The sequence below is a fragment of the Anaerococcus groningensis genome (assembly GCF_046365465.1).
GTDB lineage: Bacteria > Bacillota > Clostridia > Tissierellales > Peptoniphilaceae > Anaerococcus > Anaerococcus groningensis.
This window is the reverse complement of record NZ_JBGMEG010000004.1, coordinates 1-25,150: the sequence shown is the minus strand read 5'-3', so window position 1 is coordinate 25,150 and position 25,150 is coordinate 1. Positions and strand designations below refer to the sequence as shown.

The following is a 25,150-nucleotide window of genomic DNA, read 5'->3' as shown; positions in this document are numbered from 1 at the left end:
AAAAGGAGAAGAAATGAAAATAGCATCAGTTGAATATGAAAACGGCGTTTCATCTCTCTTAAATTCCCAGTTTGATAAAAATGAAGTAGTTATACATAAATTTGAACAAATGGAAGACCTTATAGGTTTAGACCTTAGTGAATATGATTTAATCTTGGTTGATATGACTTATAATAAGTGTCTACAGTTAATTCAATACATAAAACAAACAACAACTACCCCAGTTATTTATCTTACAGAAAGAAATGCAGATAATCCTTACGAACAAGAGTTAGATGACAAGGACTTTGTAATCCACTCTAATACTCGTGAGGAGTTTATTAATTCTGTTTTTGAGAAAGTAGAAGAGATTAATGATACAAACATCGTACGCCTAGGTTTTTGTACTATGGAAGAAGATAATGGGATATTTAGGATAGGCAATAATATCCTAGACCTTACAAAATTTGAAATAAGTATATGTTCAGTTTTAATTTCAAATATGGGGCAGATTTTAAGTAAGGATGATATAGTTAAGGCAATGAGCAAAAAAGGCTTAAAAACTACAGAAAGATCTGTAAGAGAGCATATTAGAAAAATACGCCTAGAATTTAAAAAGGCAGATTTAAACCCAATAGAAACTATAAACCGAAAGGGATATAAGTGGGTGCTAGATAGTTGTAAACCTCAAAAGTGATTTTGTGAAATTGTTTTCAAAAATGTTTGATATTATATTTTCATTGTGATATAATATTGTCAAGAACTAAATAATTTATAAGTCCATACGGTGGAGATGATGGGTCCGGAACATTTCTAGTAAATATTATTTTTATATATAGAAAACGGGTCCTCTATACGCCGGACAGGATTCCTCGGGCGTGCCGCCCTGCGGCCATTCCATGGAGGGTCCTCCTCTAGCCGGACGGGCTTTCCTCGGACTGCGTCCTCAGACCACTCCGTGGAGGGTCCTCCATTAGCCGGACGGGCTTATTTTCGGGGTAAGGTGAAATTCCTAAACCGGCAGTTATAGTCTGCGAGCCAATTTTTTGGTTGATTTGGTGCAATTCCAAAACCGACAGTTACAGTCTGGATGGGAGAAAGTATATATTTGTATTTTTTTCATGCCCCAACATTAGGGCATTTTTTATTGCCCATTTTAGGAGGTTATTATGATTCAAAGAAGAAGTAAATCATTTAGTTTAGACAGATTAGTAAAAGTAGCTATCCTTGCTAGTATTTCATATTTATTGATGTTTGTGCAAATGCCTATTCCAATAGCACCACCTTTTATGAAAGTAGACTTAGCTGATGTACCAGCTTTAATCGGTGGTTTTGCGATGGGTCCTTGGTATGGAGTATTGATTCAATTAATTAAAAACGTCCTTAACCTATCAAAAACTATGACAGGTGGGGTAGGAGAGTTATCAAACTTTGTTGTAGGATCTACCTTTGTTTTGGTATCATCTTTTATTTATAGAAATAAGAAAACTCGTAAAAATTCAATTTTAGCCTTAGTTTTAGGTATTGTTGCCATGAGTGCAGTTGCAACTTTATCAAATGCTTTTGTAGTTTTCCCTATATATGGTAAGGTTATGAATATTGAGCTTGAAGCCTTTGCAGCTATGATTCCAGGAAATAATTTGGTTTCAAACTATATAACTATGATGTTATTTTCAATTGCACCTTTTAACCTTATAAAAGGAGCAATAGAAGCTATCATAACTCAGCTACTATATAAACGTATATCACCAATATTAAAATTTTAAATAAAAACTTATCCCTAGCTTGTCTAGGGATTTTTTTGTTATAAATAGTATAATACATAAGATAAAGAGGATTTATGATTATAAGTAATTTAAATGAAATGAGGGATTTTGCAAATATGTTGGCAGCCCTTTTAAAAGACAATGATGTTATAAATTTAATAGGAGACATGGGGGCTGGAAAAACTACCCTAACAAATTTTATTGCTGAGTATTTTGGTATAAATGATAGTTCATCACCGACCTTTGCAATTGTAAATATCTATGAGGGGGATAAGACTATCTACCACCTAGATTTATATAGGCTAGAAGATCCTGATGAGCTTTTAGAACTTGATTATGAAACATATTTTTATCCACAAAATGCTATCACATTTTTAGAATGGGCAGAAAATGGAGCTGGATTTTTACCAAGTGATATGATAAATGTTGAAATATCAAAAATAGATGCAGATACTCGTGAGATAAATATCCTAGCTGATACAAAAAGGGGGCAAGAGATAAATGAATATTTTAGCAATTGACACCTCAACCATGATTTCTACTGTAACTATTGCAAGTGATAACGAAATTATTGGTGATTTTAATGTAAACCAGCAGAGAACTCATAGTGAATCCTTAGTCCCTATGATAGAAAATTTACTAGAACTTTTAGGCATGACTATCAAAGATATAGATGCTTTTGTAATATCTAAGGGACCAGGATCATTTACAGGTCTTAGAATAGGCATGACTGTTGCTAAAACCCTAGCTCAAGTAAATAATAAAAAACTAATTCCTATTTCAACCTTAGAAGTCTTGGCTAACAACTCATCAAGCAATTATTTAAAAGCACCGATGATGGATGCCAGGGGCAATAGGGTTTATGCTGCAGTTTATGACAAAGATGAGGAAGAAATCATCAAAGAAGACCTTTATGAAATAGAAGATTTTGTTAAGCTTGTGGATGCTTTAGATCAAGAAGTGGAGCTAATAGGAGAAATAAGTGGTAAATATTGCGAATATTTTAAAAATGCCCACACCCTACCTATAAATTTTAATAATTGCATAGGTAAGTCTCTTATAAGACTAGGACTTATCCATATAAATGATAATTCAAATCTTTTTGAAATTAGTCCAAATTATCTAAGAAAATCCCAAGCGGAAAGAGAATACGAGAAAAAGAATAAGGTATAAGATGATTAGAAAAATGGAAATTAGGGATGCAGATGAGGTTTATAATATAGAAAACCAAGCCTTTTTTGAGCCTTGGTCAAAGAAAAATCTTATCAAAGACTTAGAATCCAACACATTTTTAAATCATTACGTAGCAGAAAAAGATGGAAAGATAGTAGGCTTTTATATTTCTAGCCAAGTTTTAGATGAGGTAGAAATATTTACCATAGCAGTAGATTGTGATTATAAAAATATGGGCATTGCTACAAGCCTGCTTAACCACCTAGTAGCAACAAGCATAGCAAATAATATGAAAGAAATATGGCTGGAAGTTTCTACAAAAAATCTAGCTGCTATAAACTTATACAAAAAATTTGGTTTTGAAATAATGGGCATCAGAAAAAACTACTACCAAAAAGTTGGAGAAGATGCCTACAATATGAAAAAGGAATTGTAATGACAGATTTTTATACTATGGGAATTGAGACCAGCTGTGATGATAGCTGTGTGGCAATTCTAAAAAATGATAGAGAACTTTTAGTAAATTTAATATCATCTCAAATTGATATCCACACTCTTTTTGGGGGAGTGGTGCCAGAAATTGCCAGTAGAAAACATCTAGAAGCTATAAATCCTTTGATAGAAAAAGCCCTAGATGATGCAAATCTCAGTTATGATGATATAGATTTAATTTCAGTTACCAAGGGACCAGGACTTATGGGCTCACTTTTGGTAGGAATTTCTGCTGCAAAAGCACTTTCCCTTGCAACAAATACCCCAATGATTGGAGCAAACCACATGCAAGGTCATATTTGCGCAAATTATATTGCTCATAAAGATTTAGAACCACCTTTCATAACCCTTGTTGTAAGTGGGGGCCATACTTATCTTGTAAAAGTAAATTCATATACAGATTATGAAGTGGTGGGTAAAACTCGTGATGATGCAGCTGGTGAATCTTTTGATAAGGTAGCTCGAAAAATGGGTCTTGGTTATCCAGGTGGACCCAAAATAGATAAACTTGCTAAAGAAGGAAATAAAGATGCTATAGATTTTCCAAGGGTAAGATTAGAAAAAGATTCCTATGATTTTTCCTTTTCTGGCTTAAAAACAGCCGTTTTAAATTATATGAACCAAGAAGAACAAAAAGGGAATGAAATAAATAAAGCAGATCTTGCTGCAAGTTTCCAGGAAGCAGAAGTTGATGTCTTAGTTGAAAAATCTATGAGACTTTTAAAAGAAACTGGCTACGATAAATTTGCCCTAAGTGGGGGAGTTGCAGCTAATAGCAGACTGCAAGAAAGAATGCGCGAAGAATGTGGAAAAGAAAATATTAAATTTTACTATCCACCAATTAAGCTTTGTACAGATAATGCTGCTATGATTGCCATGGCTGGTTACTTAAACTACAAAGCTGGTGAAGTTAGTGATAAATATATGAAAGTTTACCCAAATTTAGAAATATAAGATATAATATAAACTATGAGAAGAAATAGAAGTGGAAACTTAGACTTATTAAAAAAATATAATAAAATGCAAACTATAAGCTCTGTTATTTGGATTCTTTCAGGTATTGGAGTTTTAGCATTTGGGGTTTATTATAAAGAAATCTTTGAGATTATTTTTGGTATTCTTGCTATACTTTTTGGCATAGCCATGATAAGAATCCGTAATACAAGTCTAAATGCAATTCTACGAAGGGAGATGAGTAGATTAAACTTTCTTATCCTTGCTATTGTGGTGTTTTCATTGGTAAATCCCATAGGAAATATCCCTGTGCTTTATGACTTATATAAGAGAGATTTTGTAATAAGAGGAGGATTTGATGAAAAAGAAAGGTAAAATTTTTTGTCTAATCCTCGTTTTTATGCTTATAGGTACATCTTGTGTCCAAAGAAGGTTAGATCAATTAGAAGCTAGGCGCACCCAAACTATAGTAAGTGATGGGGGTTTTAGTGGTTCAGATGGTATTTTTTATCCAGATAATATTGATAAATACGATGTAGAAACTTATCTAAGCTGGTATAAAGATTTACAAAAGCCACCAAAGTTACAATTACCAAAACCAGAAAATCCCAAAGAACTAACTAATAAAGAAATGGTCGAAGACTTTGATTATGTATTTAATGAATTAAAGGCAAATTATCCATTTTTTAAAGTTTTAAAAAGAGATTACAATATAGATTTTCTAGGCTCTTACAAAAAATATTTAAAACGCATAGAAAATGCAAAAACTGACCAAGAATTTGTCGATGAAATGACTGGGATAATGGGAGAGCTAAACAACTATCACGCCCGCATAGCCGATAAGGCTTATGTAGCAAATACATTAAAGTACTATTCCAAAAATTGGAATACACCATCAATTTATTATGAATTTTTAAAAATGAATAAGCAGGTAGTTAGAAATCGCTACTCTCTTTCTGGGGAGCAAACAGCAGATATTGGCCAAAATAACCAGAAAAGAGCCTTGCCGTTTGTAAGCAAAGATCAAAACTCAAACCTTAGCTTTGAAAGCCCAGCGGAAGGCATAGCCCTTTTAAAGATAAATTCTATGCTAGATCCAGAAAAATTTGCAGAAGATGAAGCAGTTTTAAATGAATTTTTAAGAAATAAACACCTTTATAAGGCCCTTATAATAGATATCCGTGAAAACTACGGGGGCAATATGGACTATTGGCAAAAATTTTTGCTACCAAAAGTTTTAACTAGTCCCAAATCTGTAACCAACCATTTATTTTTTAAAGACTCTGCCAGAGCAAAATTAATCCTAGCCGATGATACCTTAAATATTGAAAATCTAAAAGACATTGATATATCAGGGGTAAAACTAAGCCATGCCAGTGATTTAAAAGATTTTGACTACTATATTAGAGATACGATAACAGTAAATCCAGATGATAGTCAAAAAGACTATGGATTTGAGGGAAATATTTATTTAATGGTTGATAAAGCAGTATTTTCTGCTGCGGAAGGAATGGCAAGCTTTATGAAACATTCTGATGCAGCATCCTTGATCGGAGAAACAACTGGGGGAGATGGAATCACTCTTGGTGTAATAAATGATGTAATGCCAAATTCTGGCCTAGTATTTACCTACACAAATACTCTAGGCTATGCACCGGATGGGTCAATAGATGCAGAAAAGCGTACAGTACCAGATATAGAATCAGCTTCATTTAAAAATTCTATAGAGACAATAGAAGAAATAGAGGTTGGTAATTTTTAACAAAAAATTTAATATTATAACTAGAGAAATAAAAAAATATGAGAATTTATCACATTCTCATATTTTTTATTACAAATTTTATATTTTAAATTTATTTGTCAGATTTTTTACCTAAATTTGGACTATAAATTACTAGTTTTTTAAATCCAGTATATATTCTATGAACAGAGTATATAAGTAAAGGTGGCTTAATTAAGAAATACGTATAATAATTTATATCCACCGTGTAACTACTTCCTCCAGTCCTACTTAAAATGAGGTCTGAAACATTACTTGGTGTTATATTACGAGCTATAATAATTCCTATTACCCCAAATATAAAGTCTAACCACATTAACTTTAATAGCGTTGACTTGCTTTTTTTGTCATCATCCATCATTTACTTCTCCTTTAAAGGTACTATATTTATTTTATGATTTTTTTAACTAATCACCTTTGAGATAATTTTACTTCACCTTACTTAGAAATCCATATCAAATATAAGTTACTAAACAGAAAATTCATTTATTTATTTCATGAAATATAAGAATATTTAAGAAATATTAGATAGCTAATTCACACATAAAAAATAGATAGTAATTAGAAAAAATTATATAAGAGTAGGGTTGACTTAATTAATTATAAATAAGATTAGCAATTTAAAAGCTAGGCTAATGCCTAGCTTTTAAATTATTTTTTATTTTTTTGATTTTTATTTAAGAAGTAATAAGCACCTAGGGCTATTATTAATATTCCTACTATATAGCCTAATCCTCTTATACCTGTTTTTACAATGCTAGCTGCATTGGTATTTTCTCTTGGCGCTACTGTTTGGTTGGCTTCTGTTTCGTTAAATTTTTCTTTATCATCCTCAGTATCATCGTTTGTATCTGTGTCTTTATCATTTAATTCTGGGGACTTGGTTTCATTGTCGATAGTTACTGTTTTTGGTACTTCTTTTTCTTCAGTTGGATTTTCTGAGTTTGTACTTGTTTCGCTACTAGTATTTTGTGTTTGATTATCAGTTTGACTAGCATCGCTGCTGGTTTCGTTTAAAGCTTTTTCGGTAAAAGGATATAACCATGAGTCAGATCCTAAATCTGCTGTGTAGTTTGCAGATTGATCTAGCTCATCACTTGAAATCTTACCATCTTTATTAGTATCTATAGCATCAACTTCTCTTTTCTGAGCATCTGATAGTTCTTTATATTTACTACTTGTGCTATCATTTTTTAAGAAAGCTGATTCACTTGGGTTGGCTGCACTGCCTGTGGTTTGGCTAGGATTTTCTATAGTTTGGTTTTCTTCCGCTAGGTCATCAGAAGATTCGCTAGTATTGCCTGCTATAAATTTTTGGTTGGCGATTTCTGTTTCATCTTCGCTAGTTAAATCTTCTGGTATTGCAAAGTTTTCTTTATTAGTACTATTAATAAAATCTTTTAAGATTAAAATGATTTCTGGCTTTTCTTTATTTGTGCTAGCTTTTTTTATAAGCTCATCATATTTTTCTTTTTCAGAGTCTTTAGCTAAGTAATAAGCTTTTGAGTTTTTGATTGCCTTTATAAAATCATCAGTTACTTGCTTATCATCAGCAAATTCGTTTGCAAAAAGCTTTCCATTATTAACAAAATCTGTTGTAGCTATTTCTATGTTTCTAACTTCTTGATCTGTTAAGCTAACTTGCTTATTTGTTTCTTTTTGGCTAATTAATAATTGTAAGTAATCGCTTTGGGCTTTGACTTTTTCTAGGTCATCACTGTTTAAAATTTTTTCGCTATCTTTGATAACTTCTGCAAAGTTTTGCTTATCAAGTTTTTTAATTAGTTCGATATTTGCCTTTAGGTCATAGCGAAGTTTATATTCTTCACCAAAGTTTTTAGCAATATCTTCTAGATCTTGGTTTAGGTTAGGATTTTCATTTATATTATTATTTTTTTCATCTAATAAATTTTGGTAGGCTAATATTTCACTTTTAGATGCCTTATCGAAATTTTCTAGAGTATTTATTTCTTCTATTTTTATAGCCTCTTCACTTGCAAAGGACTTAGCTACTGGGGCTATTAGGCCTAGGGCAAGGGATAGGGCTAGTATTTTGCTGTATTTTTTAATTTTCATAATAAACTCTTTCTTTGTGTACTTCTTTCCTATTATTATATTAAAAAATAAGTATTTTTCAATCAAAAAAGCTAGAACTAAGTGTTCTAGCTTTACCTTTAACCTTGTAGACCTTCTGCTTGTCTTAGCATATTTTCTACAACTATATCATGGATTTCTCCAAGACTTGCTGCATATTCTAAGATTTCCCAAGGTTTATTTGTATGAAAGTGTATTTTGATTAGTTCTTCATCACCTACTGCTAATAGGCTATCCCCTTCAAAGTTTTCTGTGATGTGATCAAATATCTCATCTTCATCTAAATCTTCACCTGCTATTAACATTTGAGTATCAAACTTAAAATCTCCTATATCTACCATAAATCCTCCTAGTTACTATTTCCTCTTGTTAAATTTCTCTTAAGTTCATCTTCTAGCCTAGCAATTTCTGCTTGGGCCAAGGTCCTATTTTTCTTACCCTCGATTTGGATATTTCTAACTTCTTCTATTGTAGAAATTAATTGATCGTTGGTGTGCTTTATTGTATCAAGATCTATAATTCCACGCTCTGTAGCCTTTGCAGTTTCTATAGTGTTTTGTTTTAGGGTATCTGCATTTTTTCTTAAAAGCTCATTGGTTAAGTCAGTTACCCTTTTTTGAGTGGCAATGGCTTGATTAGTATGGTTCATCCCTAGGGCTAAAACCATTTGGTTTTTCCATAATGGAATGGTATTTACAATGGTAGTTTGGATTTTTTCTGCCATGATTGAGTTAGATGATTGTACCATCCTAATTTGTGGGGCCATTTGGATAGAAACCATACGAGTTAGGTCTAGGTCGTGGAGCTTTTTCTCAAAACGATTTGCCTGAGCCTTTAGATCATTTACTTTTTGAGCATCTAGGGGTAAATTTGATTCTTTGGCTTGAGATTCTAAGGCTGGTATTTCTGTGGCATATGTTTCTTGTAGCTTTCTATTTCCAGCTTCTATATACATGGTGATTTCTTTGTAGTATTCTTCGTTTAAATCATACATTTGATCAAGCATAGAGATATCTTTCATCAAAGTTATTTGATGATTTTCTAAAGTCTTTGCTACTTCATCTATATTTTTTTCTGCTGATTGGTAGCGAACTTTTAAGTCATCAACCTTATTTACTTGTTTTTTTAAAAATCCTAGGGGACCAGAAGTTTCTTCACGTTCCATATCACGTATATCCATGACAACAGAATCAAGCAAGCCGCCGATTTCTCCAAGATCCCTGTTACGAACAGTATCTAAAGTTTTTTCTGAAAAGTTTGAAATCTTTTTTTGAGCTCCAGATCCGTATTGGAGGATGATGTTTGTATCATCAAGATTAATTTTTTTAGAAAAATCATCTATCATTTTTTCTTCTTCTGGTGTAAATTTCACATTATTTTCTACCAAATCAGGAGTTTCATTGGTTATATTATCTAATTTGCTGTCATTTTCATCAGCGCCATCTAGGGTTAGTTTTATATCACTCATTCGTTGCTCCAATCATCTTCTGCGTAACCTTCTTGGTTTAAAAGTAAGTTTATAGTGTCAATATCTGTTTTTATATCCATGGCCCTATCTGATAAAAGTTCGACTTTGATTTTATCAAAGGCTTCACCGATAGTAATAATTGATTCGTTGATTTGACTCATAGAGTTTAGTATTTTACTATCATCTGTACGCATCATTTCAAAATCATAGTAGGTTTCTACAAGCTTTGCTGTAGTAGGCAAATAGTAGTCAGAAAATTTATTTAGGGCGTAGGATTTTTCTGGATACTTTTCTACTATATTTAGGATATCTGTTGCATTTTTTAAAAGCTTTTCTACATTTGCTCTAAAATTAGCATCCTTAATCTTATCTTGGCTAATTTTTATATCCTCAATAGAGTTTTTACCCTCGTTTAGAATTTCTTTGGATCTTTCAAAACTTAAGTCTTCTACTAAAACTTCATCTTCACTTTCCGTTTTTACTCTAGTTTCTGGGATTTCCTTTTTCTTTTCTTTGTAAAGTCTAAAGGTAGGAATGTCTAGGATAAAAAGTGAACCATCCTCTACTATACGGGCTTGGTGGAAGTATCCGCGTTTCATCATTTTTGTAAGGTCTGATACAGTTTTTTCTTCTGTTTGAGCAGCTGCACTTGCTAGATCTCTTATAGAAATTACTGTATTATTGCCAAGCTCCCTTAAAAATCTTACATAGTTTTTGCTAAGTCTAAAGTATTCTTTTGAAGCTTTCCAAGAAATATAAGGAAAGGATAGGGTCAATAAAATTAAAAAGATGCTTAATATAAGACCTCTCATACCTCCGAAAGTAAAAAAGTTAATTAAAGTTGCTATTGTAGAAGGTATTAGGATTAGACCTGCTAAAATAGATGCGGCCTGCCAACTTTTGGCCTTGGAAAGTTCTGGTGGTTTTTGCTCGCACACTTCTTTATTTCTAGTTTGAGGTAAGTTTTCATCTTTATCCTTGCCTTCAGTAAATTTTTTCAGGGTATTATTAATAGAATTTTTAATTGACTCGCCAATCCCATAAAAGTCTATATCGGTAAAATTAAAATTATTTTTATTATCAGTCATAGTCACTCCTTATCTTAACATTATCATACCCTAAACATAAACAAAATTAAATATCGTTTTAATTTATATTAATTTACTCATCTAAATCAATTATCTTATCAAAGTAATCTTTAACTTCTGTTAGGCTATCGCGGTTACCAAATGCTACTAGATTATCTTTTTGCATAGATTTTTCAAATAAATCCTTATAGGCCTTTATATCAGCAATGTTCGCAGCTTTTATTTGAGACAATAATTCCTCTGGATTGGTTGGGTTTTCTTTTTTATATCTACTGTAGTCTTCTTCAGCCTTACTTGATGGAGATTTTGGTCTAAGGATAGATCCCATAGATGAGATTTGTTGGTTCTCAAAATCTCTATCAGTTAAATCAATATTTTTTGTAAGCTCTCCGATACTATCAAAACTATCTATAGTTTTTAAAATATTTGGGTCCCTATAAGAATATGTTGATAAAAGTCCAGACCTGTTTGCAGTAATTCCTGCTCCATAAGCTCCGCCCTTGGCACGGATTAGCTCATAAAGGTATGGATTTGATAGAATAGATGTAGCAATTATCAGTTTTCCGTCAAATTCTTTGCCAAACTCCTCTATATCTGCTGTTTTTGAAATGTAGTTTACATTTGCATTTGAGAGGATGGCCTCTTTATAGGATCTAGGAGTAAAATCTATCTCAACTTCTTCTTCATTGCTGGCTAAGTTATCAAATTTGCCATTGATGAATTCTTTTACTTGCTTAAAATCAGTAGGGGAAGCAGTAATATTGATTTCTAAATTATTGGTGAAAATCTTTTTATAAATTGCTTCTATTTTACCTACAAAACTATCAAAATCACTTTTAACTTCATTGATAGCATCTTTTAAAAATAAATAGGAACCAATTCCTCCCAGCTCATCTTTAATCATAGTTGCCTTATCTATATGGCTATTTGCTCTGTTCATACCAAGGATATGTCCTTGGTCATACATGCCTGATTCAAAGTAAGATTTTTTCATCCTTAGCAATTCTAAAATCCTCTTTTGATTATCAAATTTAGAATTAAACATAAAATCAGCCATTAAATCTAAGCCTTTTTGGGCTGTTTCTATAGTGGATGTAAAGGAAACTTTTTCAATCCTTGCCATTTTTTCATTATTTACATTTATAAAACTATTTGAAAAGTTTGGGCTAGTTAAATATTGGAAAAGGACATCATCTATCTCAGTATATGGCATAGATTCTGTATCAACAGATCCCATAAAGTCATTTATTAAGGTTAAATAACGAAGTTCATCTAAATTTAAATGACCAATGTCAAAGTAAAGGGAAGTGTAGATTAGACCTGCAGTATCTATATCATGGTAGATATAGGTAAATTTATCCTTTATAACTTCTCTAGGAGTTTTTTCTACATTTACTGGCACATCTTTAATATTTAATACAGGAATAGTTGCTTTTTCTTCTTTAGTATCTGCTTTATTTTGGTGAACTTCTAGTTTTTTTAAGTTTTCTTTTATAGTAGCCAAGCTCTCATCAGTCATATTTTGGTTTAACTTTGCTATATAATTATCTAGGTTTTTTTGCTTATTAGTTACATAAGCACTACTTGGTTTAGCAAAGTAGGTTAATTTTGTTGGATTATCTATAAAGTTTTCTTTTATGAAGTTTTCATAATAATCCGTATCTATTAAATCTCTTAGCTCATCTAGGTAGTCTATTATTTTAAAGCTCTCAAAAACTGGCTTGTCAAATTGCCACATTAAAAAGTAGGTTAATCCGCGCATAACAGAGATAAGCTGTTCTCTTTGCCCGTATTCAAAAATGGAAAAAGCAGCCTTTAAACTTTCTTTATTAATACCTTGGCTAGCTTCTTTAAAGCCATCTTCGATTATTTCTACATACCTATCAAGTTTTTTGGCATCTGCTTTTTGAGCTTGTAAGATTATTGCATTTCTTACCCCGTAACCAACTCTTGCAGTAAAGTCATCCGGGTCAATCTCTTGATTAATCTGGTTTTTAATCTTAGATGAGTCCATATGAAAGAGGGCACTTAATAATATTAATAAAGTTAAATAGTATTTTGTATCTTGATTTTCTTTTGTTAAAAAACCATATACTAAATAATCAGTACCTTCTTCTTCTATTAGGGCAGGGTAGCTAGCTTCTATAACTTCCTTATAATAATTACCTGGAACTTTTATATCAAAATCTAAATCTTTATAGTCATAATTTGACAAATATTCTTTATCTAAATGGTCTAGATAAAAGTCTATATCTAAGTCTCCATAAAAATAAATATAGGCATTTGATGGATGGTAGTGGCTGTCATAAAAATCTACAAACTCATCATAAGAAATTTTGTAAATATCAGCTGGGTCTCCACCAGATTCGTATTCGTAGGGGCTATTTTTATATAAATAAGAAATAAAATCATCATAAACTATTTCGTCAGGATCTGTAAGAGCTCCCTTCATTTCGTTATACACAACCCCAGATATGCCAGTAATTTTGTCATTATCCATTTCATAATGCCAGCCTTCTTGGTCTAGGATTTCTCTTTTGTGGCGGACAGTTGGATTAAAAACTGCATCTAGATATACATCAGTTAGATTATAAAAGTCTTTGTCATTTTCACTAGATACTGGATATACAGTTTTATCTGGATAAGTCATCGCATTTAAAAAGGTTTGTAAGGATGAGCTTGCCATATCCATAAAGGGCTCACGGGTTTTATATTTTTTTGAACCATTTAAAACTGAGTGCTCCATTATGTGGGCCATACCCTTAGAATTAGTTGGTGGAGTTTTAAACCCTATACCGAAAGTTTTGTTTTTATCATCATTTGCTACATATACAACTTGGGCTTTTGTTTTATCGTGTTCATAAAGGTAAACATCCACACCCATTTTTTTATAATTTTGTTTTTCTTTTAATGTGTAAGTCATAATTCCTCCGTTCTCTTAACTATACTACAAGAAACTTTTATCGATATTGGGTAAAAATTATAGAGATAATTATTAAGGAGGATTTATGAAAAAAATAAAAACCCAGGAACTTACAGTCGTGGCTATAGCAGTTGCACTGATGGTTATCCTTGGCACTATCTTATATTTTGTAGGAAGAACTTTACCAATTCCAGGAGGCAGATTATTAGCCATGGCACCTGCCTATAGTTTTATTTTTACTGCAGTTATTCTAAGAACAAAAAGAATTGGTATTGTATCTCTTATGTCATTTATATTTGGATTTTTTATATTAAAATTTTCTATCTTTGGTGTATTAGCTATATGGGCTAGTGCATTTTTAGCTGATATATTAACCTTTATCCTAATTAGAAATTATAAATCATATAAAGATATTTATTTAACAGTTCCATTAAACAGCTTTTTTCAAATATGGACATCATATTATGTAGTGCTAAATTTTGTTCCAGACTCAAAGTTTACCCAAGCAGCACTTATACCAACTCTTGGTGCATCTATTTTGATTTATTTTATTAGTATGTTTTCATCAAAATATTTTATAAAGCTTATGGAAAAAAGATCTCTTTTAGGAGATAAGTTTGAAGATAAGCATTTAAAAGCAAATTATGAAAGTAGGTAATAAATGAAATTAGGTATCCTAGGCTCTGGGAAAATTGTAAAAGAAGTTTTGCCAGTTCTTAAGAAAATTGAAAATATAGATTTAGTAGCTATAGCAGCTCGTAATGAAGAAAAATTACAAAATTTAGCTAAAGAATTTGATATTAAAAAATACTATCTAAGCATAGATGAATTGTTACAAGATCAAGATATTGATACAGTCTATGTAGCCTTGCCAAATCACTTGCACTTTGATGCTATGGATAAGGCTATAGATTATGGCAAAGATATTATTTGTGAAAAGCCATTTACATCAAATTTTTATGAAACAAAACAAATTATAGAAAAAGCTAAGCATAAGGATGTTATGATAGTGGAAGCTATTAGCCATAGATTTATACCAAACGCTATAGAGACAAAGAAAATGATTAATGATCTAGGCGAGATAAAAATAGTTTCCTTTAATTACTCTCAGTATTCTTCTAGATACGATAAGTTTAAAGCGGGAGATATCGAGCCGGTATTTTCTCTAGAAGCTTCTGGTGGAGCTTTAATAGATTTAAACTTATACAATGTAGCCTTTGCAGTAGATACTTTTGGTCTGCCAAAAGATGTAAAATACTTCGCAAATATCGAGAAAGATATCGATACATCAGGCATAGTCATTCTTGACTATGAAGACTTTAAAGTTTCATGTATAGGTTCAAAAGACTCTGCTGCACCAATGGTAAATACTATCCAAGGCACAAAGGCAACTATAGAAATTCCTGATGCCTTAAATAGCTTTGGAGAATTTAATATGGAAGTGGTTGGTGATGATGGCCAATTTTCCTTTCAATTTAACGAGGAAGGTAGGTCTAGGTTATACTACGAATTTGCTGCTATAGAAGAGATTTTAAGAAACAGAGATAGAAAAAGAGCTGATGAATTATTAGAGCAAACCAAAAATTATATGGATGTCATAACTAGGGCTAGATTTGATGCAAATATTTTTTATCCAGCTGATAAAATACGTTAGTACTATGATATAATTAGCTTATAAAATCATTTTCATATGAATTTATATAAACTTTATTTTAGTGAAAGGAGAGAAGATGGTAGGGATAATACTTGCAAGTCACGGCCACTTTGCAGAAGGTATTAAAGAATCTGCCCAAATGATTTTTGGTGAACAAGAAAAATTTGAAACAGCTATTCTTTTACCAAGCATGGGGCCAGATGACTTAAAAAGTGAGCTTGAAGCTTGTATAGAAAAAGTGGATAGCGAAGAGATTTTATTTCTAGTTGATCTTTGGGGAGGAACTCCCTTTAATCAAACTTCAAACTTACTTGAAGGCCATGAAGAAAACTGGGCTATTGTTGCAGGCATGAACCTTCCTATGGTTATAGAAGCTCTATCAGAAAGATTTACAAGCGAATCTTCCCATGATATTGCCAAAGCCATAGTAGGATCTGCTAAAGAGGGTGTAAAAATAAAGCCTGAGGACTTAAATGAAGTAACAGAAAAAGCTTTAAGCTCAGAAGGCGATGATAAACAAGCCCTAGTTGATGCAAAGAAAGCTTCCGATGGCTCTATTCCAGAAGGAACTGTAATTGGGGATGGAAAAATTGATATAGTCCTAGCTCGTATCGACACAAGACTTTTACACGGTCAAGTGGCAACTAGCTGGACAAAGGCAACTAAGCCTGACCGCATTATAGTAGTTTCTGATACAGTAAGTAAGGATGAACTACGTAAATCAATGGTAATGGAAGCAGAACCGCCAGGAGTAAAGGCTCACGTAGTACCAATTTGGAAGATGAAAGAGATTTTAGATGACCCAAGATTTGGTGCAACACGTGCTATGCTTTTGTTTGAAAAACCAGAGGATGTTCTGGAATTAATCGAACTAGGTGGTGCGATTGATCATGTAAATATCGGGTCAATGGCTTATTCAGAAGGAAAGGTAAACCTTACAACAGCAGTTTCTATGGGTAAATCTGATGTAGAAACCTTAGAAAAATTAAAAGCAAATGGTGTTAGCTTTGATGTAAGAAAAGTACCTTCTGATAAAAAAGAAAATCTTGAAAACATGCTTAAAAAAGCAAAAACAGAATTGAATATGAATTAGGAGGAAAAATGACTGCTATTAATATTATTTTAATCTTTATAGTAGCTTTCCTAGCAGGTTGTGAAGGGGTATTAGACCAATTCCAATTTCACCAACCCTTAGTTGCTTGTACCCTAATTGGTCTAGTAACTGGACATTTAGAGGAAGGTATCATGCTAGGTGGTGCGCTACAAATGTTGGCCCTAGGTTGGTCAAACGTTGGAGCAGCAATCGCTCCAGACGCAGCTTTAGCATCTGTTGCATCTGCAATTATTATGGCTCTTGCTCTAAATGGTGGAACTACTAATGCTGCAGAAGCTAGAAGTACAGCTATCACTCTTGCAATTCCACTATCAGTAGCTGGTTTATTTTTAACTATGCTTGCAAGAACTATTGCTATTCCTATGGTTCACGCCATGGATAGTGCGGCAGAGACTGCAAACTTTAGAAAAATAGAAAGAATCCACTGGGCAGGTGTAGCTATGCAGGGACTTAGAATTGCAATTCCAGCTCTTATTTTATGTTTTATACCTGCAAAAGTAGTAACTGATGCCCTAAATGCTATGCCAGAATGGTTAAAAGGTGGTATGCAAGTAGGTGGGGGAATGGTTGCAGCTGTAGGTTATGCCATGGTTTTAAATATGATGAGTACCAAAGAAACTTGGCCATTTTTTGCCCTTGGTTTTGTCATAGCTGCCCTTAATGAAATAACCCTAATAGGTCTTGGAGTTATAGGTATGGCCCTTGCTCTTATCTATATGAAACTTAAAGGTATTGCCCAAAGTAGTGGAGGATCTGGTTCTAATTCTGGCGACCCACTTGGCGATATTATAAATGATTATTAAGGAGGGATCTTATGACTGATAATAAAAAAGAAAAAGAAGTTTTTGAAGCAGACTCTAGCAAAGAAGTTATAAATGAAGACCCTGCTAATCAAAAAGAAGTAATTAAAAAAGAATCTAAACAAACAGAAGTTACAGAAACTAATGAAAACCAAGAAGTTCTTGATGATAACCATGATAGAATCGAGCTATCCGAAAATGTAAGAAGGAAAGTTTGCAACAGACACCAATTCTTACAAGGAACATGGAACTTTGAAAGAATGCAAAATGGTGGCTGGGCTTATTCTATGATTCCAGCTATCAAATCCTTATACCATGATGAAGCTAGCCAAGCTGCAGCTTTAAAACGTCACTTAGAGTTTTACAACACCCACCCATACGTTTCTGCACCAGTTATGGGAGTTACCCTTGCCATGGAAGAAGAAAGAGCAAATGGTACAGCTATAGATGATGCAGCAATCAACGGGGTTAAAGTTGGTATGATGGGCCCTCTAGCAGGTGTAGGAGATCCGGTTTTCTGGTTTACTATTAGACCAATCCTAGGAGCTCTTGGAGCATCCTTAGCCTTAAGTGGAAATCCCCTAGGACCTATATTATTTTTCGTTGCTTGGAATATAATTAGATATTTATTCCTATGGAAAAGTCAAGAAGCAGGATACAAAGCAGGAAATGAAATTACTAAAGACTTATCAGGTGGACTTTTAGGTAGGGTAACCCTAACAGCTTCAATCCTTGGTATGTTTGTAATAGGCGCCCTAGTACAAAGATGGGTAAGTGTAGACTTCCCTGTAGAAATTACTAGAGTTGCCCAAGATAGTAAAACATTTATAGATTGGGCAAACCTACCAGCAGGATCTGAAGGAATCAAACATGCGCTGGAAATGTATGAAACATATGGAGCAACTGCCTTTAGTCCAGAAAAAGTTACAACCTTACAAGATAATATAGATATGCTAATCCCAGGTTTAGTTCCATTATTACTAACCCTTGGTATATCAAAACTTCTTAAAAAAGATGTTTCTCCAATCACAATCATCATCGCCCTATTTATCATTGGTATTATTGCTAGATACTTTAATATAATGTAATGGTTAACTCACAAAATAAAAATATTGATTTAACTATTAAAGCAAAACATCTCCAGGGCTTTACCAGCTCTGGTCAGGTGATGATTGGTGATCAAGCTTTCGAATATTATAACGAAAGAAATCCTAGGGACTATATCCAAATCCCATGGGATGAAGTAGACCTTATCACAGCAGAAGTTATATTTAAGAAAAAAATCCCAAGATTTGCTATCCATACTAAGCAAAATGGAGATTTCATCTTTACCACTATGGATAATAAAAAGACTTTACAAGCTATAAATAAATATATACCAGGCGATAGGCTTAGAAAATCATTATCTTTAATAGATTACATTAAGCGTGCCTTTAAAAAATAGAGTACCAAGAAGGGTACTCTTTTTTTATTTTAAAATGGGTATATATTTTAACAAGTGATTAACTGGAAAACATTTTCTAAAATATGGAAAAATAAATTAATTTGCTATATAATTAACATATAAGCATTTAGAAGGCATATTTTTATAGGAAAATATAAATGTTTTCACAAAGGAGATAACGATGAAAAATTACACTACATCTAAAATAAGAAATTTAGCTTTAGTCGGTCACTCAGCAAGTGGTAAAACAAGCCTTGCTGAAGCACTTTTATATAAAACAGGTGCCATTGACAAAAAAGGAAGAGTTGAAGAAGGATCTACAGTTTCAGACTATGAAGCTCAAGAGAAAAAAAGAGGAATCTCAATTCAAACTTCAATTATTCCTGTAGAGTTTGAGGGCTACAAGATAAACTTTATAGATTCTCCTGGATTTTTTGATTTTGAGGGTGAAGTTTTACAAGCTCTAAGAGCAAGTGAGGCAGCACTTTTTGTAATAGATGGGGAAAATGGCATAGAAGTTGGTACAGAAAAATACTGGAATTATACCCAAGAGATAAACCTACCATCAATTATTTTTGTAAATAAGCTTGATAAAGAAAATGCTCACTTTAATAAAGTTGTATCAGACCTTCATATTGAGTTTGGTAAAAAAGTAATTCCGCTTACCCTTATGCTTGGAGAAGGGGATGAGTTTGAAGGGATAATCGATGTTCTAGATAAAAAAGCCTACACTTATGAAAATGGCGAGGAAAAAGAAGTAGAAATCCCAGAAATCCGCCTAGCAGAGGTAGATGCAGTTTATGAAGAAATTATAGAAGCTGTAGCAGAAACAGATGATTCTCTAATGGAAAAATTCTTTGAAGGTGAAGAATTTTCCGAAAGTGAATTTAGAAAGGGTCTTACAGAAGCTATCCTAGAAGGAACTGTAGTTCCACTAATTGCAGGATCTAGCGAAAAAGAAATAGGTCTTACCCAGCTTTTAGAAGTAATTACGAGATATATGCCTTCAATCGATGATGAGGTTGCAAATATTGGTTTTAGAGTAAAAGATGGTTATGAAGCCTTTGAACCAAAAGAAGATGCACCATTCTCTGCAGTGGTATTTAAAACTCTAGCTGACCCATTTGTAGGAAAAATTTCCATGTTTAAAGTTTTATCAGGCTCAGTTTCTAAAGATGATAAAATTTTAGATGTTACAAAAAATAAAGAAGTAAAAGCATCTAACCTATTTTTCCTAAGAGGCAAAGAACAAATTAAAGCTGAGAAAGTAGTAGCAGGAGACATTGGAGCCTTTACAAAACTTGATGAATTATCAACAGGCGACACCCTTGCAACAGCTGCTAATAAAATAGAATATAAGCAAATCAAATATCCAAAACCAGTTTTATTCTATGCTATAAATGCAGTTAGCAAAAACGATGAAGATAAGATTTCTGAAGCCTTACAAAGATTAATTGAAGAAGACCCAACCTTTAAGGACGACAGAAATATAGAAACTCACCAACAAATATTATCTGGACTTGGAAATGTTCAACTAGAAGTAATCATGGATAAGCTTCGCGACAACTACGGAGTAAATACAGAAGTTGTAGATTACAAAATTCCTTATAGGGAAACTATAAAAGGTAGTTCTGATGTCCAAGGTAAGCATAAAAAACAATCTGGTGGTGCTGGCCAATATGGGGATGTATTTATCAGATTTGAGCCTACTGATGAAGATTTTATATTTGATGAAGAAGTATTTGGTGGTGCAGTTCCTAAAAACTACTTCCCAGCAGTAGAAAAAGGGCTAGAAGAATCCCTATTAGAAGGGCCTCTAGCAGGATTTAAAGTAACAGGCATCAAGGCAACCTTATATGATGGGTCTTATCACCCAGTTGATAGTAACGAACAAGCCTTCAAATCTGCTGCAAGAATTGCCTTTAAAAAGGGTATAGAAGAAGCAGATCCAATACTTTTAGAACCAGTTATGAAACTTGAAATAAGAGTTCCAGAAACACACATGGGTGATATCATGGGTGATATGAATAAGCGTCGCGGTAGAATTTTAGGTATGGATCCACAAGCAGATGGTAGCCAAATAATTATCGCCGAAGCACCACTTTCTGAAGTTTTAACCTATGCCATTGACTTAAGAAGTCAAACTTCAGCAAGGGGATCATTTTCTATGGATTTTGAAAGATACGAAGAAGTACCAAAAGAAATTACACAAAAAGTTATAGAAGCACATAAAGAATAAGTTATTAGGAGGCAGGTATGGCAAAGTGGGAGATATTAAATATTGACCCTTGGATAAAGGATTATGAAGATGATATAAATCTAAGAATGAGCGAATACGAAAAAGCGAAAAATAGACTCATAGGAGATGGTCAAACCCTCTCTGACTTTGCCAATGCCCACCATTATTATGGATTTCATAAAACTAAAACGGGCTGGATTTATAGAGAATGGGCTCCAAATGCAGATGGCCTTTACCTAATCGGTGACTTTAATGACTGGGATAGGCATGCTCATCCTATGAAAAAAATAAATGACGAAGATTGGGAGATTTCTATAAAAGGTATAAAAACCATTCCCCATGACTCTCGCCTAAAAGTTTTGGTAGATGCTAATGGCAAGATTTCTGACAGGATCCCTCTTTTTGCTAAAAGAGTAGAAAGAGATGAAAATGGAGACTTTGCAGCCATTATGTACAATCCTCGCTCCAAATTTAAATGGAGTGATAGTGACTTTAAAATAAAAAATGAAGATTTGCTAATATATGAAGCTCACATAGGCATGGCAGGAGAAGAAGGTGAGGTTTCTACCTACAAAGAGTTTGAAAAAAATATTTTGCCAAGGATAAAAAAAGCAGGATATAATACTGTCCAATTAATGGCCATAGCCGAGCACCCCTACTATGGGTCTTTTGGCTACCAAGTAAGTAATTTTTATGCACCTAGTTCTTGGTATGGGGAAATTAATGATTTAAAATCTCTTGTAAATACTGCCCATAAGCTGGGACTAAATGTAATTATGGACTTGGTCCACTCTCACGCGGTAAAAAATACTATAGAAGGAATTAATGAATTTGATGGAACTGACTATCAATTTTTCCATACAGGAAACAAGGGAGAGCACCCAGATTGGGATAGCAAATTATTTGATTATGCCAAACCAGGAGTTGCCCATTTCTTACTTTCAAATGTTAAATATTGGCTAGAAGAATTTCACTTTGATGGTTTTAGATTTGATGGGGTTACATCAATGATCTATAAAAACCACGGTCGTGGGGTAAGTTTTGACCACTATGACAAATATTTTTCTATGAATACAGATATAGAAGCAATAAATTATTTGCAAATGGCCAATGAACTAGCTCGTGAAGTAAAAGAAGATGTAATTACTATTGCAGAAGACATGTCAGCCATGCCTGGTATGTGCCTGCCAGTTTCTCAAGGTGGGATTGGCTTTGATTATAGGCTAGCCATGGGCATGCCAGATTTTTGGGAAAGAACTTTAGAAAAAAGAGATGAAGATTGGGATTTATCCAATATGTGGTACGAATTATCCACCCACCGTCCAGAAGAAAAACGCATCGCTTATGTAGAAAGTCACGACCAGGCCTTGGTTGGATCAAAAACTACAATCTTTACTCTAGCTGACCAAGAAATGTATTGGCATATGAATAAGGATGATGACAATTATATAGTAGAAAGAGCAATCGCCCTTCACAAAATGATAAGGTGGATTACTATTTCTATGGGCTCAGATGGTTATTTAAATTTTATGGGCAATGAATTTGGCCACCCAGAATGGATAGATTTTCCAAGAGAGGGCAATGGATATTCCTTTGACTATGCCAGACGCCAATGGTCTTTATTAGAAAATGACAATTTAAAATACCAGCACCTAGCAAAGTTTGATAAAAAAATGCTGGAATTTAGTAAAGATAATAACCAACTAGGAAATAGAATTTTTAGGCTATGGATAGACAATGATAGAAAAGTAATAGCCTATAGAAATAAAGATATAGTTTATATCTTTAACTTTCATCCAACAAATTCCTACGATTCCTTTGCTGTACCAATCCATGACACAGGAAAGTTTAAAGTTTCTATGGATACCGACCAAGTAAAATTTGGGGGCAAGGGCCGCATATCCCACGATTATATTTACCACACAGAAAGATTAGCTGGCACTGACTATGATGGAATAAAAATTTATATCCCAGCAAGAACAGCCCTAGCCTTACAAAGGATTGATGAATGAAAATACTTTGCCTAGGAGATTCTTTTACAGAAGGTTATCTGGTAGATAAAAATTATACGGATTATCTGAAAGATGAGGGCCTTGAAATTATAAATTTAGGGATAAGTGGAGATAGAACTAGTGGTATGCTAGAAAGGTTTAAGCCTATCGCTTGTGACATTCAAATCACTTTTGGTGGAACTAACGACACCTTTGATAGGGTAAGTCCTGATAAAATTTTTTCCAATATAAAACAGATTTTAGACAAATCATTGGCAGATAAAAATATAGTAATCATCCCTCCACTAATGGAAGCGGATGAATCCTATCCTAGATATAAGGAAATAAATCAAACTATAAACGATTATGGAGTATTAGCCGATTCATTAGATGTAATAGTAGTAGATGCTAGAAAAATAAAACCATCCTATATAGATGGACTTCATATGAGAGAAGATTTTCATAAAAATCTAGCGGAGCAAATATTAAAAGTTATTTAAAGCACAAGAATAAAATTTCTTGTGCTTTTTTATGGAAAAATTTTAAATTCCTTATAAAGTATATAGTACACATGTAAATAAGGAGGAATAATGCCAGACGTTAATATAAACCAAATAACCAAAGCTAATATATTTAAAGATATTATAATTATATTAATAATTTTGGTTTTAAGTAAAATTTTACTAGAAGCCATGTCGCATTTTATAAACAAAGCTTTTTCTAACAAAGTGGATGAAGATGGCTACAGAAAAGTAAGAATAGAAACCCTAAGCAAAAACCTATACACAGTTATCCGCTTTATAGTAGGTTTTATAATAGTAATGATAGTAATGGATATGCTAGGAATAAACACAAGATCCATTATAGCAACAGCAGGGATAGGTGGGGTAGCCATAGCATTTGGTGCCCAAACTCTTGTAAAAGATATAGTTACCGGAGTAATTATCATAGTCGATGACACCTTTAGAGTAGGAGACTGGATAATAGCAGGAGGAGTAGAAGGGACTGTAGAAACATTAGGTATGCGCCATACAAAAATAAGAGATTATGACGGGTCCCTCCACACCATACCAAACTCCCAAATTACCAACGTCCAAAATCTAAATAGTGGACCAATCAAATTTGAATGCAATATTTACCTATCCTACGATGTACCCTATGAAGAAGCCCTAGACATAGTAAATTCAGTTTCAAAAAAACTAAAAGAGGAAGAAGACTTAAGCGAATACATTGTAGAAGATGTAAGCCTATTTGGAATAATGGAAATACGAGAATCATCCTATGTAGCAAAAACAACAGCGGTAGCAGTGCCAGGCTACCAATGGGTACTTGCAAGAAGAGAAAGAAAACTAATCATAGATGAAATTTATCATAGAGATTTAAACCCAAGCATCCAAGTAGTAGCAATAGCAAATGGAAAGGACGCCAATGAAAAAATATAAACAAGGAGATATCATAACATTAAAAAAGGGCCACCCATGCGGTGAAAACAAGTGGGAAATAGAACGCATGGGCGCAGACATGAAGATAAAGTGTCTAGGATGCGATAAATCTATTTGGCTAAAACGTATAGACTTTGATAAAAAAATTAGAAAAATAGAAGATAAGAATGGCAAGATGGTTTCAATAGTAAACTATGAGCCAGAAGAAAATTAATTTAAAAAAATTATTGACATAAATTTTAAGTTCTGTATAATAGAAAAAGTCGACACCAAAAAGCTTAAAAGAGTGATTTAAAATAATTAAAAAAACTCTTGACAAGCAAATGAAAAGGTGATAGACTATATAAAGTCGATACAGTTAATTTGTAAATGTTCAGTAAACTTTTTGTAAAGAACTTATAAAAAGTGTTGACAAGATAAAAATTAAGTGGTAGACTAATAAAGTCGTTACAAACAAACGACAACATGAACCAGATGTTAAAGATAACATCTAAAATGAAATTTAATATCAATGATTATGTAAAACAAAACATAATCAACCTATCAATAAATAACAAATAAGTTATTGACAACTTTAACCAAGTTGATTTCTTTAAGGATGATTAATAGGCCAGTCCGGCCAGAAGAGGACCCTCCACGGAGTGGTCGCAGGACGGAACGGCCGAGAAATAAATCACGCATTGATTAAAAGATCAGTGTAAATGAAAAAGAGCTTGAATCAAAAAAGCTTTTATGAACTAAACTTAAAA

Annotated in this window: 25 protein-coding genes and 1 riboswitch; of the genes, 19 read left to right on the top strand and 6 right to left on the bottom strand. The window is 33.1% G+C overall.

Annotated features, from left to right (window positions below; translation table 11 throughout):
• Positions 1-13 precede the first annotated feature (13 nt).
• From AB9Q04_RS03265 to AB9Q04_RS03230, 8 genes are all read left to right on the top strand, one after another.
• Positions 14-676 (top strand): winged helix-turn-helix domain-containing protein, encoded by a 663-nt coding sequence (locus tag AB9Q04_RS03265; protein ID WP_410023947.1) that lies wholly within the window; start codon positions 14-16, stop codon positions 674-676.
• 288 nt (positions 677-964) lie between these two features.
• Positions 965-1,085: riboswitch (FMN riboswitch) on the top strand.
• Between the two features lie 63 nt (positions 1,086-1,148).
• On the top strand, positions 1,149-1,745 hold the full coding sequence (locus AB9Q04_RS03260; RefSeq protein WP_410023946.1) for an ECF transporter S component: 597 nt from the start codon (positions 1,149-1,151) through the stop codon (positions 1,743-1,745).
• Between the two features lie 74 nt (positions 1,746-1,819).
• Positions 1,820-2,266 carry a tRNA (adenosine(37)-N6)-threonylcarbamoyltransferase complex ATPase subunit type 1 TsaE gene (gene tsaE, locus AB9Q04_RS03255; protein WP_410023945.1) on the top strand — a complete coding sequence of 149 codons (447 nt, stop codon included), beginning with the start codon at positions 1,820-1,822 and terminating at the stop codon, positions 2,264-2,266.
• Complete coding sequence (tsaB, locus tag AB9Q04_RS03250) at positions 2,247-2,918, top strand: tRNA (adenosine(37)-N6)-threonylcarbamoyltransferase complex dimerization subunit type 1 TsaB (RefSeq protein ID WP_410023944.1); 672 nt, start codon at positions 2,247-2,249, stop codon at positions 2,916-2,918. The genes tsaE and tsaB overlap by 20 nt, the downstream gene beginning before the upstream one ends.
• Before the next feature lies 1 nt (position 2,919).
• Entirely contained in the window at positions 2,920-3,354 is a 435-nt protein-coding gene (rimI, locus tag AB9Q04_RS03245) for a ribosomal protein S18-alanine N-acetyltransferase (RefSeq protein ID WP_394011016.1), read from the top strand.
• Positions 3,354-4,364, top strand: coding sequence for a tRNA (adenosine(37)-N6)-threonylcarbamoyltransferase complex transferase subunit TsaD (gene tsaD, locus AB9Q04_RS03240; RefSeq protein WP_394019089.1), 1,011 nt, complete (start codon positions 3,354-3,356; stop codon positions 4,362-4,364). Before rimI ends, tsaD begins: the two co-directional genes overlap by 1 nt.
• Before the next feature lie 15 nt (positions 4,365-4,379).
• A complete protein-coding gene (locus tag AB9Q04_RS03235) occupies positions 4,380-4,739 on the top strand; it encodes a hypothetical protein (RefSeq protein ID WP_410023943.1) in 360 nt (119 codons plus the stop codon).
• On the top strand, positions 4,723-6,126 hold the full coding sequence (locus AB9Q04_RS03230) for a S41 family peptidase (RefSeq protein ID WP_410023942.1): 1,404 nt from the start codon (positions 4,723-4,725) through the stop codon (positions 6,124-6,126). The genes AB9Q04_RS03235 and AB9Q04_RS03230 overlap by 17 nt, the downstream gene beginning before the upstream one ends.
• Positions 6,127-6,217: 91 nt before the next feature.
• Here the strand turns inward: AB9Q04_RS03230 and AB9Q04_RS03225 are convergent, their stop codons facing one another.
• From AB9Q04_RS03225 to AB9Q04_RS03200, 6 genes are all read right to left on the bottom strand, one after another.
• Positions 6,218-6,505, bottom strand: a complete 288-nt coding sequence (locus tag AB9Q04_RS03225) for a hypothetical protein (RefSeq protein WP_410023941.1) — start codon at positions 6,503-6,505, stop codon at positions 6,218-6,220.
• Positions 6,506-6,795: 290 nt separating this feature from the next.
• Positions 6,796-8,220 (bottom strand): hypothetical protein, encoded by a 1,425-nt coding sequence (locus AB9Q04_RS03220; protein ID WP_410023940.1) that lies wholly within the window; start codon positions 8,218-8,220, stop codon positions 6,796-6,798.
• A gap of 98 nt (positions 8,221-8,318) precedes the next feature.
• Entirely contained in the window at positions 8,319-8,579 is a 261-nt protein-coding gene (locus AB9Q04_RS03215; protein WP_394011023.1) for a kinase to dihydroxyacetone kinase, read from the bottom strand.
• Between the two features lie 8 nt (positions 8,580-8,587).
• On the bottom strand, positions 8,588-9,706 hold the full coding sequence (locus AB9Q04_RS03210) for a toxic anion resistance protein (protein ID WP_410023939.1): 1,119 nt from the start codon (positions 9,704-9,706) through the stop codon (positions 8,588-8,590).
• Positions 9,703-10,794 carry a 5-bromo-4-chloroindolyl phosphate hydrolysis family protein gene (locus AB9Q04_RS03205; RefSeq protein ID WP_410023938.1) on the bottom strand — a complete coding sequence of 364 codons (1,092 nt, stop codon included), beginning with the start codon at positions 10,792-10,794 and terminating at the stop codon, positions 9,703-9,705. Before AB9Q04_RS03205 ends, AB9Q04_RS03210 begins: the two co-directional genes overlap by 4 nt.
• A 73-nt stretch (positions 10,795-10,867) precedes the next feature.
• On the bottom strand, positions 10,868-13,717 hold the full coding sequence (locus AB9Q04_RS03200) for an insulinase family protein (RefSeq protein WP_410023937.1): 2,850 nt from the start codon (positions 13,715-13,717) through the stop codon (positions 10,868-10,870).
• Between the two features lie 85 nt (positions 13,718-13,802).
• Between AB9Q04_RS03200 and AB9Q04_RS03195 the strand changes: the two genes are divergently transcribed.
• The 11 genes from AB9Q04_RS03195 (at position 13,803) to AB9Q04_RS03145 (ending at position 24,615) form a co-directional block, all read left to right on the top strand.
• On the top strand, positions 13,803-14,375 hold the full coding sequence (locus tag AB9Q04_RS03195; RefSeq protein WP_410023936.1) for a hypothetical protein: 573 nt from the start codon (positions 13,803-13,805) through the stop codon (positions 14,373-14,375).
• Between the two features lie 3 nt (positions 14,376-14,378).
• Positions 14,379-15,371 carry a Gfo/Idh/MocA family protein gene (locus AB9Q04_RS03190; RefSeq protein WP_410023935.1) on the top strand — a complete coding sequence of 331 codons (993 nt, stop codon included), beginning with the start codon at positions 14,379-14,381 and terminating at the stop codon, positions 15,369-15,371.
• Between the two features lie 76 nt (positions 15,372-15,447).
• Positions 15,448-16,464, top strand: coding sequence for a PTS sugar transporter subunit IIB (locus tag AB9Q04_RS03185; RefSeq protein ID WP_410023934.1), 1,017 nt, complete (start codon positions 15,448-15,450; stop codon positions 16,462-16,464).
• A gap of 8 nt (positions 16,465-16,472) precedes the next feature.
• Positions 16,473-17,288, top strand: coding sequence for a PTS mannose/fructose/sorbose transporter subunit IIC (locus AB9Q04_RS03180; RefSeq protein WP_410023933.1), 816 nt, complete (start codon positions 16,473-16,475; stop codon positions 17,286-17,288).
• An 11-nt stretch (positions 17,289-17,299) separates the two neighbouring features.
• Positions 17,300-18,373, top strand: a complete 1,074-nt coding sequence (locus tag AB9Q04_RS03175; RefSeq protein ID WP_410023932.1) for a PTS system mannose/fructose/sorbose family transporter subunit IID — start codon at positions 17,300-17,302, stop codon at positions 18,371-18,373.
• A complete protein-coding gene (locus tag AB9Q04_RS03170; protein ID WP_410023931.1) occupies positions 18,373-18,729 on the top strand; it encodes a DUF956 family protein in 357 nt (118 codons plus the stop codon). The genes AB9Q04_RS03175 and AB9Q04_RS03170 overlap by 1 nt, the downstream gene beginning before the upstream one ends.
• Positions 18,730-18,910: 181 nt before the next feature.
• Positions 18,911-20,968 carry an elongation factor G gene (gene fusA, locus AB9Q04_RS03165; protein ID WP_410023930.1) on the top strand — a complete coding sequence of 686 codons (2,058 nt, stop codon included), beginning with the start codon at positions 18,911-18,913 and terminating at the stop codon, positions 20,966-20,968.
• A 17-nt stretch (positions 20,969-20,985) separates the two neighbouring features.
• The gene (locus AB9Q04_RS03160) at positions 20,986-22,980 is read left to right on the top strand and encodes an alpha-amylase family glycosyl hydrolase (RefSeq protein ID WP_410023929.1); all 1,995 of its coding nucleotides are present in this window, start codon (positions 20,986-20,988) and stop codon (positions 22,978-22,980) included.
• On the top strand, positions 22,977-23,459 hold the full coding sequence (locus AB9Q04_RS03155) for an SGNH/GDSL hydrolase family protein (protein WP_410023928.1): 483 nt from the start codon (positions 22,977-22,979) through the stop codon (positions 23,457-23,459). Before AB9Q04_RS03160 ends, AB9Q04_RS03155 begins: the two co-directional genes overlap by 4 nt.
• 90 nt (positions 23,460-23,549) lie before the next feature.
• The gene (locus AB9Q04_RS03150) at positions 23,550-24,401 is read left to right on the top strand and encodes a mechanosensitive ion channel family protein (protein WP_410023927.1); all 852 of its coding nucleotides are present in this window, start codon (positions 23,550-23,552) and stop codon (positions 24,399-24,401) included.
• Positions 24,388-24,615, top strand: coding sequence for a DUF951 domain-containing protein (locus AB9Q04_RS03145; protein WP_394019055.1), 228 nt, complete (start codon positions 24,388-24,390; stop codon positions 24,613-24,615). Before AB9Q04_RS03150 ends, AB9Q04_RS03145 begins: the two co-directional genes overlap by 14 nt.
• The last annotated feature ends 535 nt before the right edge of the window (positions 24,616-25,150 follow it).

Excerpts from the sequence above, each read along its gene's own strand:
- tsaE (WP_410023945.1), top strand. The coding sequence starts at position 1,820 with ATGATTATAAGTAATTTAAATGAAATGAGGGATTTTGCAAATATGTTG.
- AB9Q04_RS03170 (WP_410023931.1), top strand. The coding sequence starts at position 18,373 with ATGGTTAACTCACAAAATAAAAATATTGATTTAACTATTAAAGCAAAA.
- AB9Q04_RS03145 (WP_394019055.1), top strand. The coding sequence starts at position 24,388 with ATGAAAAAATATAAACAAGGAGATATCATAACATTAAAAAAGGGCCAC.
- fusA (WP_410023930.1), top strand. The coding sequence starts at position 18,911 with ATGAAAAATTACACTACATCTAAAATAAGAAATTTAGCTTTAGTCGGT.
- rimI (WP_394011016.1), top strand. The coding sequence starts at position 2,920 with ATGATTAGAAAAATGGAAATTAGGGATGCAGATGAGGTTTATAATATA.
- AB9Q04_RS03205 (WP_410023938.1), bottom strand. The coding sequence starts at position 10,794 with ATGACTGATAATAAAAATAATTTTAATTTTACCGATATAGACTTTTAT.
- AB9Q04_RS03185 (WP_410023934.1), top strand. The coding sequence starts at position 15,448 with ATGGTAGGGATAATACTTGCAAGTCACGGCCACTTTGCAGAAGGTATT.
- tsaD (WP_394019089.1), top strand. The coding sequence starts at position 3,354 with ATGACAGATTTTTATACTATGGGAATTGAGACCAGCTGTGATGATAGC.
- AB9Q04_RS03210 (WP_410023939.1), bottom strand. The coding sequence starts at position 9,706 with ATGAGTGATATAAAACTAACCCTAGATGGCGCTGATGAAAATGACAGC.
- AB9Q04_RS03220 (WP_410023940.1), bottom strand. The coding sequence starts at position 8,220 with ATGAAAATTAAAAAATACAGCAAAATACTAGCCCTATCCCTTGCCCTA.
- AB9Q04_RS03150 (WP_410023927.1), top strand. The coding sequence starts at position 23,550 with ATGCCAGACGTTAATATAAACCAAATAACCAAAGCTAATATATTTAAA.
- tsaB (WP_410023944.1), top strand. The coding sequence starts at position 2,247 with ATGAATATTTTAGCAATTGACACCTCAACCATGATTTCTACTGTAACT.
- AB9Q04_RS03160 (WP_410023929.1), top strand. The coding sequence starts at position 20,986 with ATGGCAAAGTGGGAGATATTAAATATTGACCCTTGGATAAAGGATTAT.
- AB9Q04_RS03190 (WP_410023935.1), top strand. The coding sequence starts at position 14,379 with ATGAAATTAGGTATCCTAGGCTCTGGGAAAATTGTAAAAGAAGTTTTG.
- AB9Q04_RS03225 (WP_410023941.1), bottom strand. The coding sequence starts at position 6,505 with ATGATGGATGATGACAAAAAAAGCAAGTCAACGCTATTAAAGTTAATG.
- AB9Q04_RS03215 (WP_394011023.1), bottom strand. The coding sequence starts at position 8,579 with ATGGTAGATATAGGAGATTTTAAGTTTGATACTCAAATGTTAATAGCA.
- AB9Q04_RS03195 (WP_410023936.1), top strand. The coding sequence starts at position 13,803 with ATGAAAAAAATAAAAACCCAGGAACTTACAGTCGTGGCTATAGCAGTT.
- AB9Q04_RS03175 (WP_410023932.1), top strand. The coding sequence starts at position 17,300 with ATGACTGATAATAAAAAAGAAAAAGAAGTTTTTGAAGCAGACTCTAGC.
- AB9Q04_RS03235 (WP_410023943.1), top strand. The coding sequence starts at position 4,380 with ATGAGAAGAAATAGAAGTGGAAACTTAGACTTATTAAAAAAATATAAT.
- AB9Q04_RS03180 (WP_410023933.1), top strand. The coding sequence starts at position 16,473 with ATGACTGCTATTAATATTATTTTAATCTTTATAGTAGCTTTCCTAGCA.
- AB9Q04_RS03200 (WP_410023937.1), bottom strand. The coding sequence starts at position 13,717 with ATGACTTACACATTAAAAGAAAAACAAAATTATAAAAAAATGGGTGTG.
- AB9Q04_RS03155 (WP_410023928.1), top strand. The coding sequence starts at position 22,977 with ATGAAAATACTTTGCCTAGGAGATTCTTTTACAGAAGGTTATCTGGTA.
- AB9Q04_RS03260 (WP_410023946.1), top strand. The coding sequence starts at position 1,149 with ATGATTCAAAGAAGAAGTAAATCATTTAGTTTAGACAGATTAGTAAAA.
- AB9Q04_RS03230 (WP_410023942.1), top strand. The coding sequence starts at position 4,723 with ATGAAAAAGAAAGGTAAAATTTTTTGTCTAATCCTCGTTTTTATGCTT.
- AB9Q04_RS03265 (WP_410023947.1), top strand. The coding sequence starts at position 14 with ATGAAAATAGCATCAGTTGAATATGAAAACGGCGTTTCATCTCTCTTA.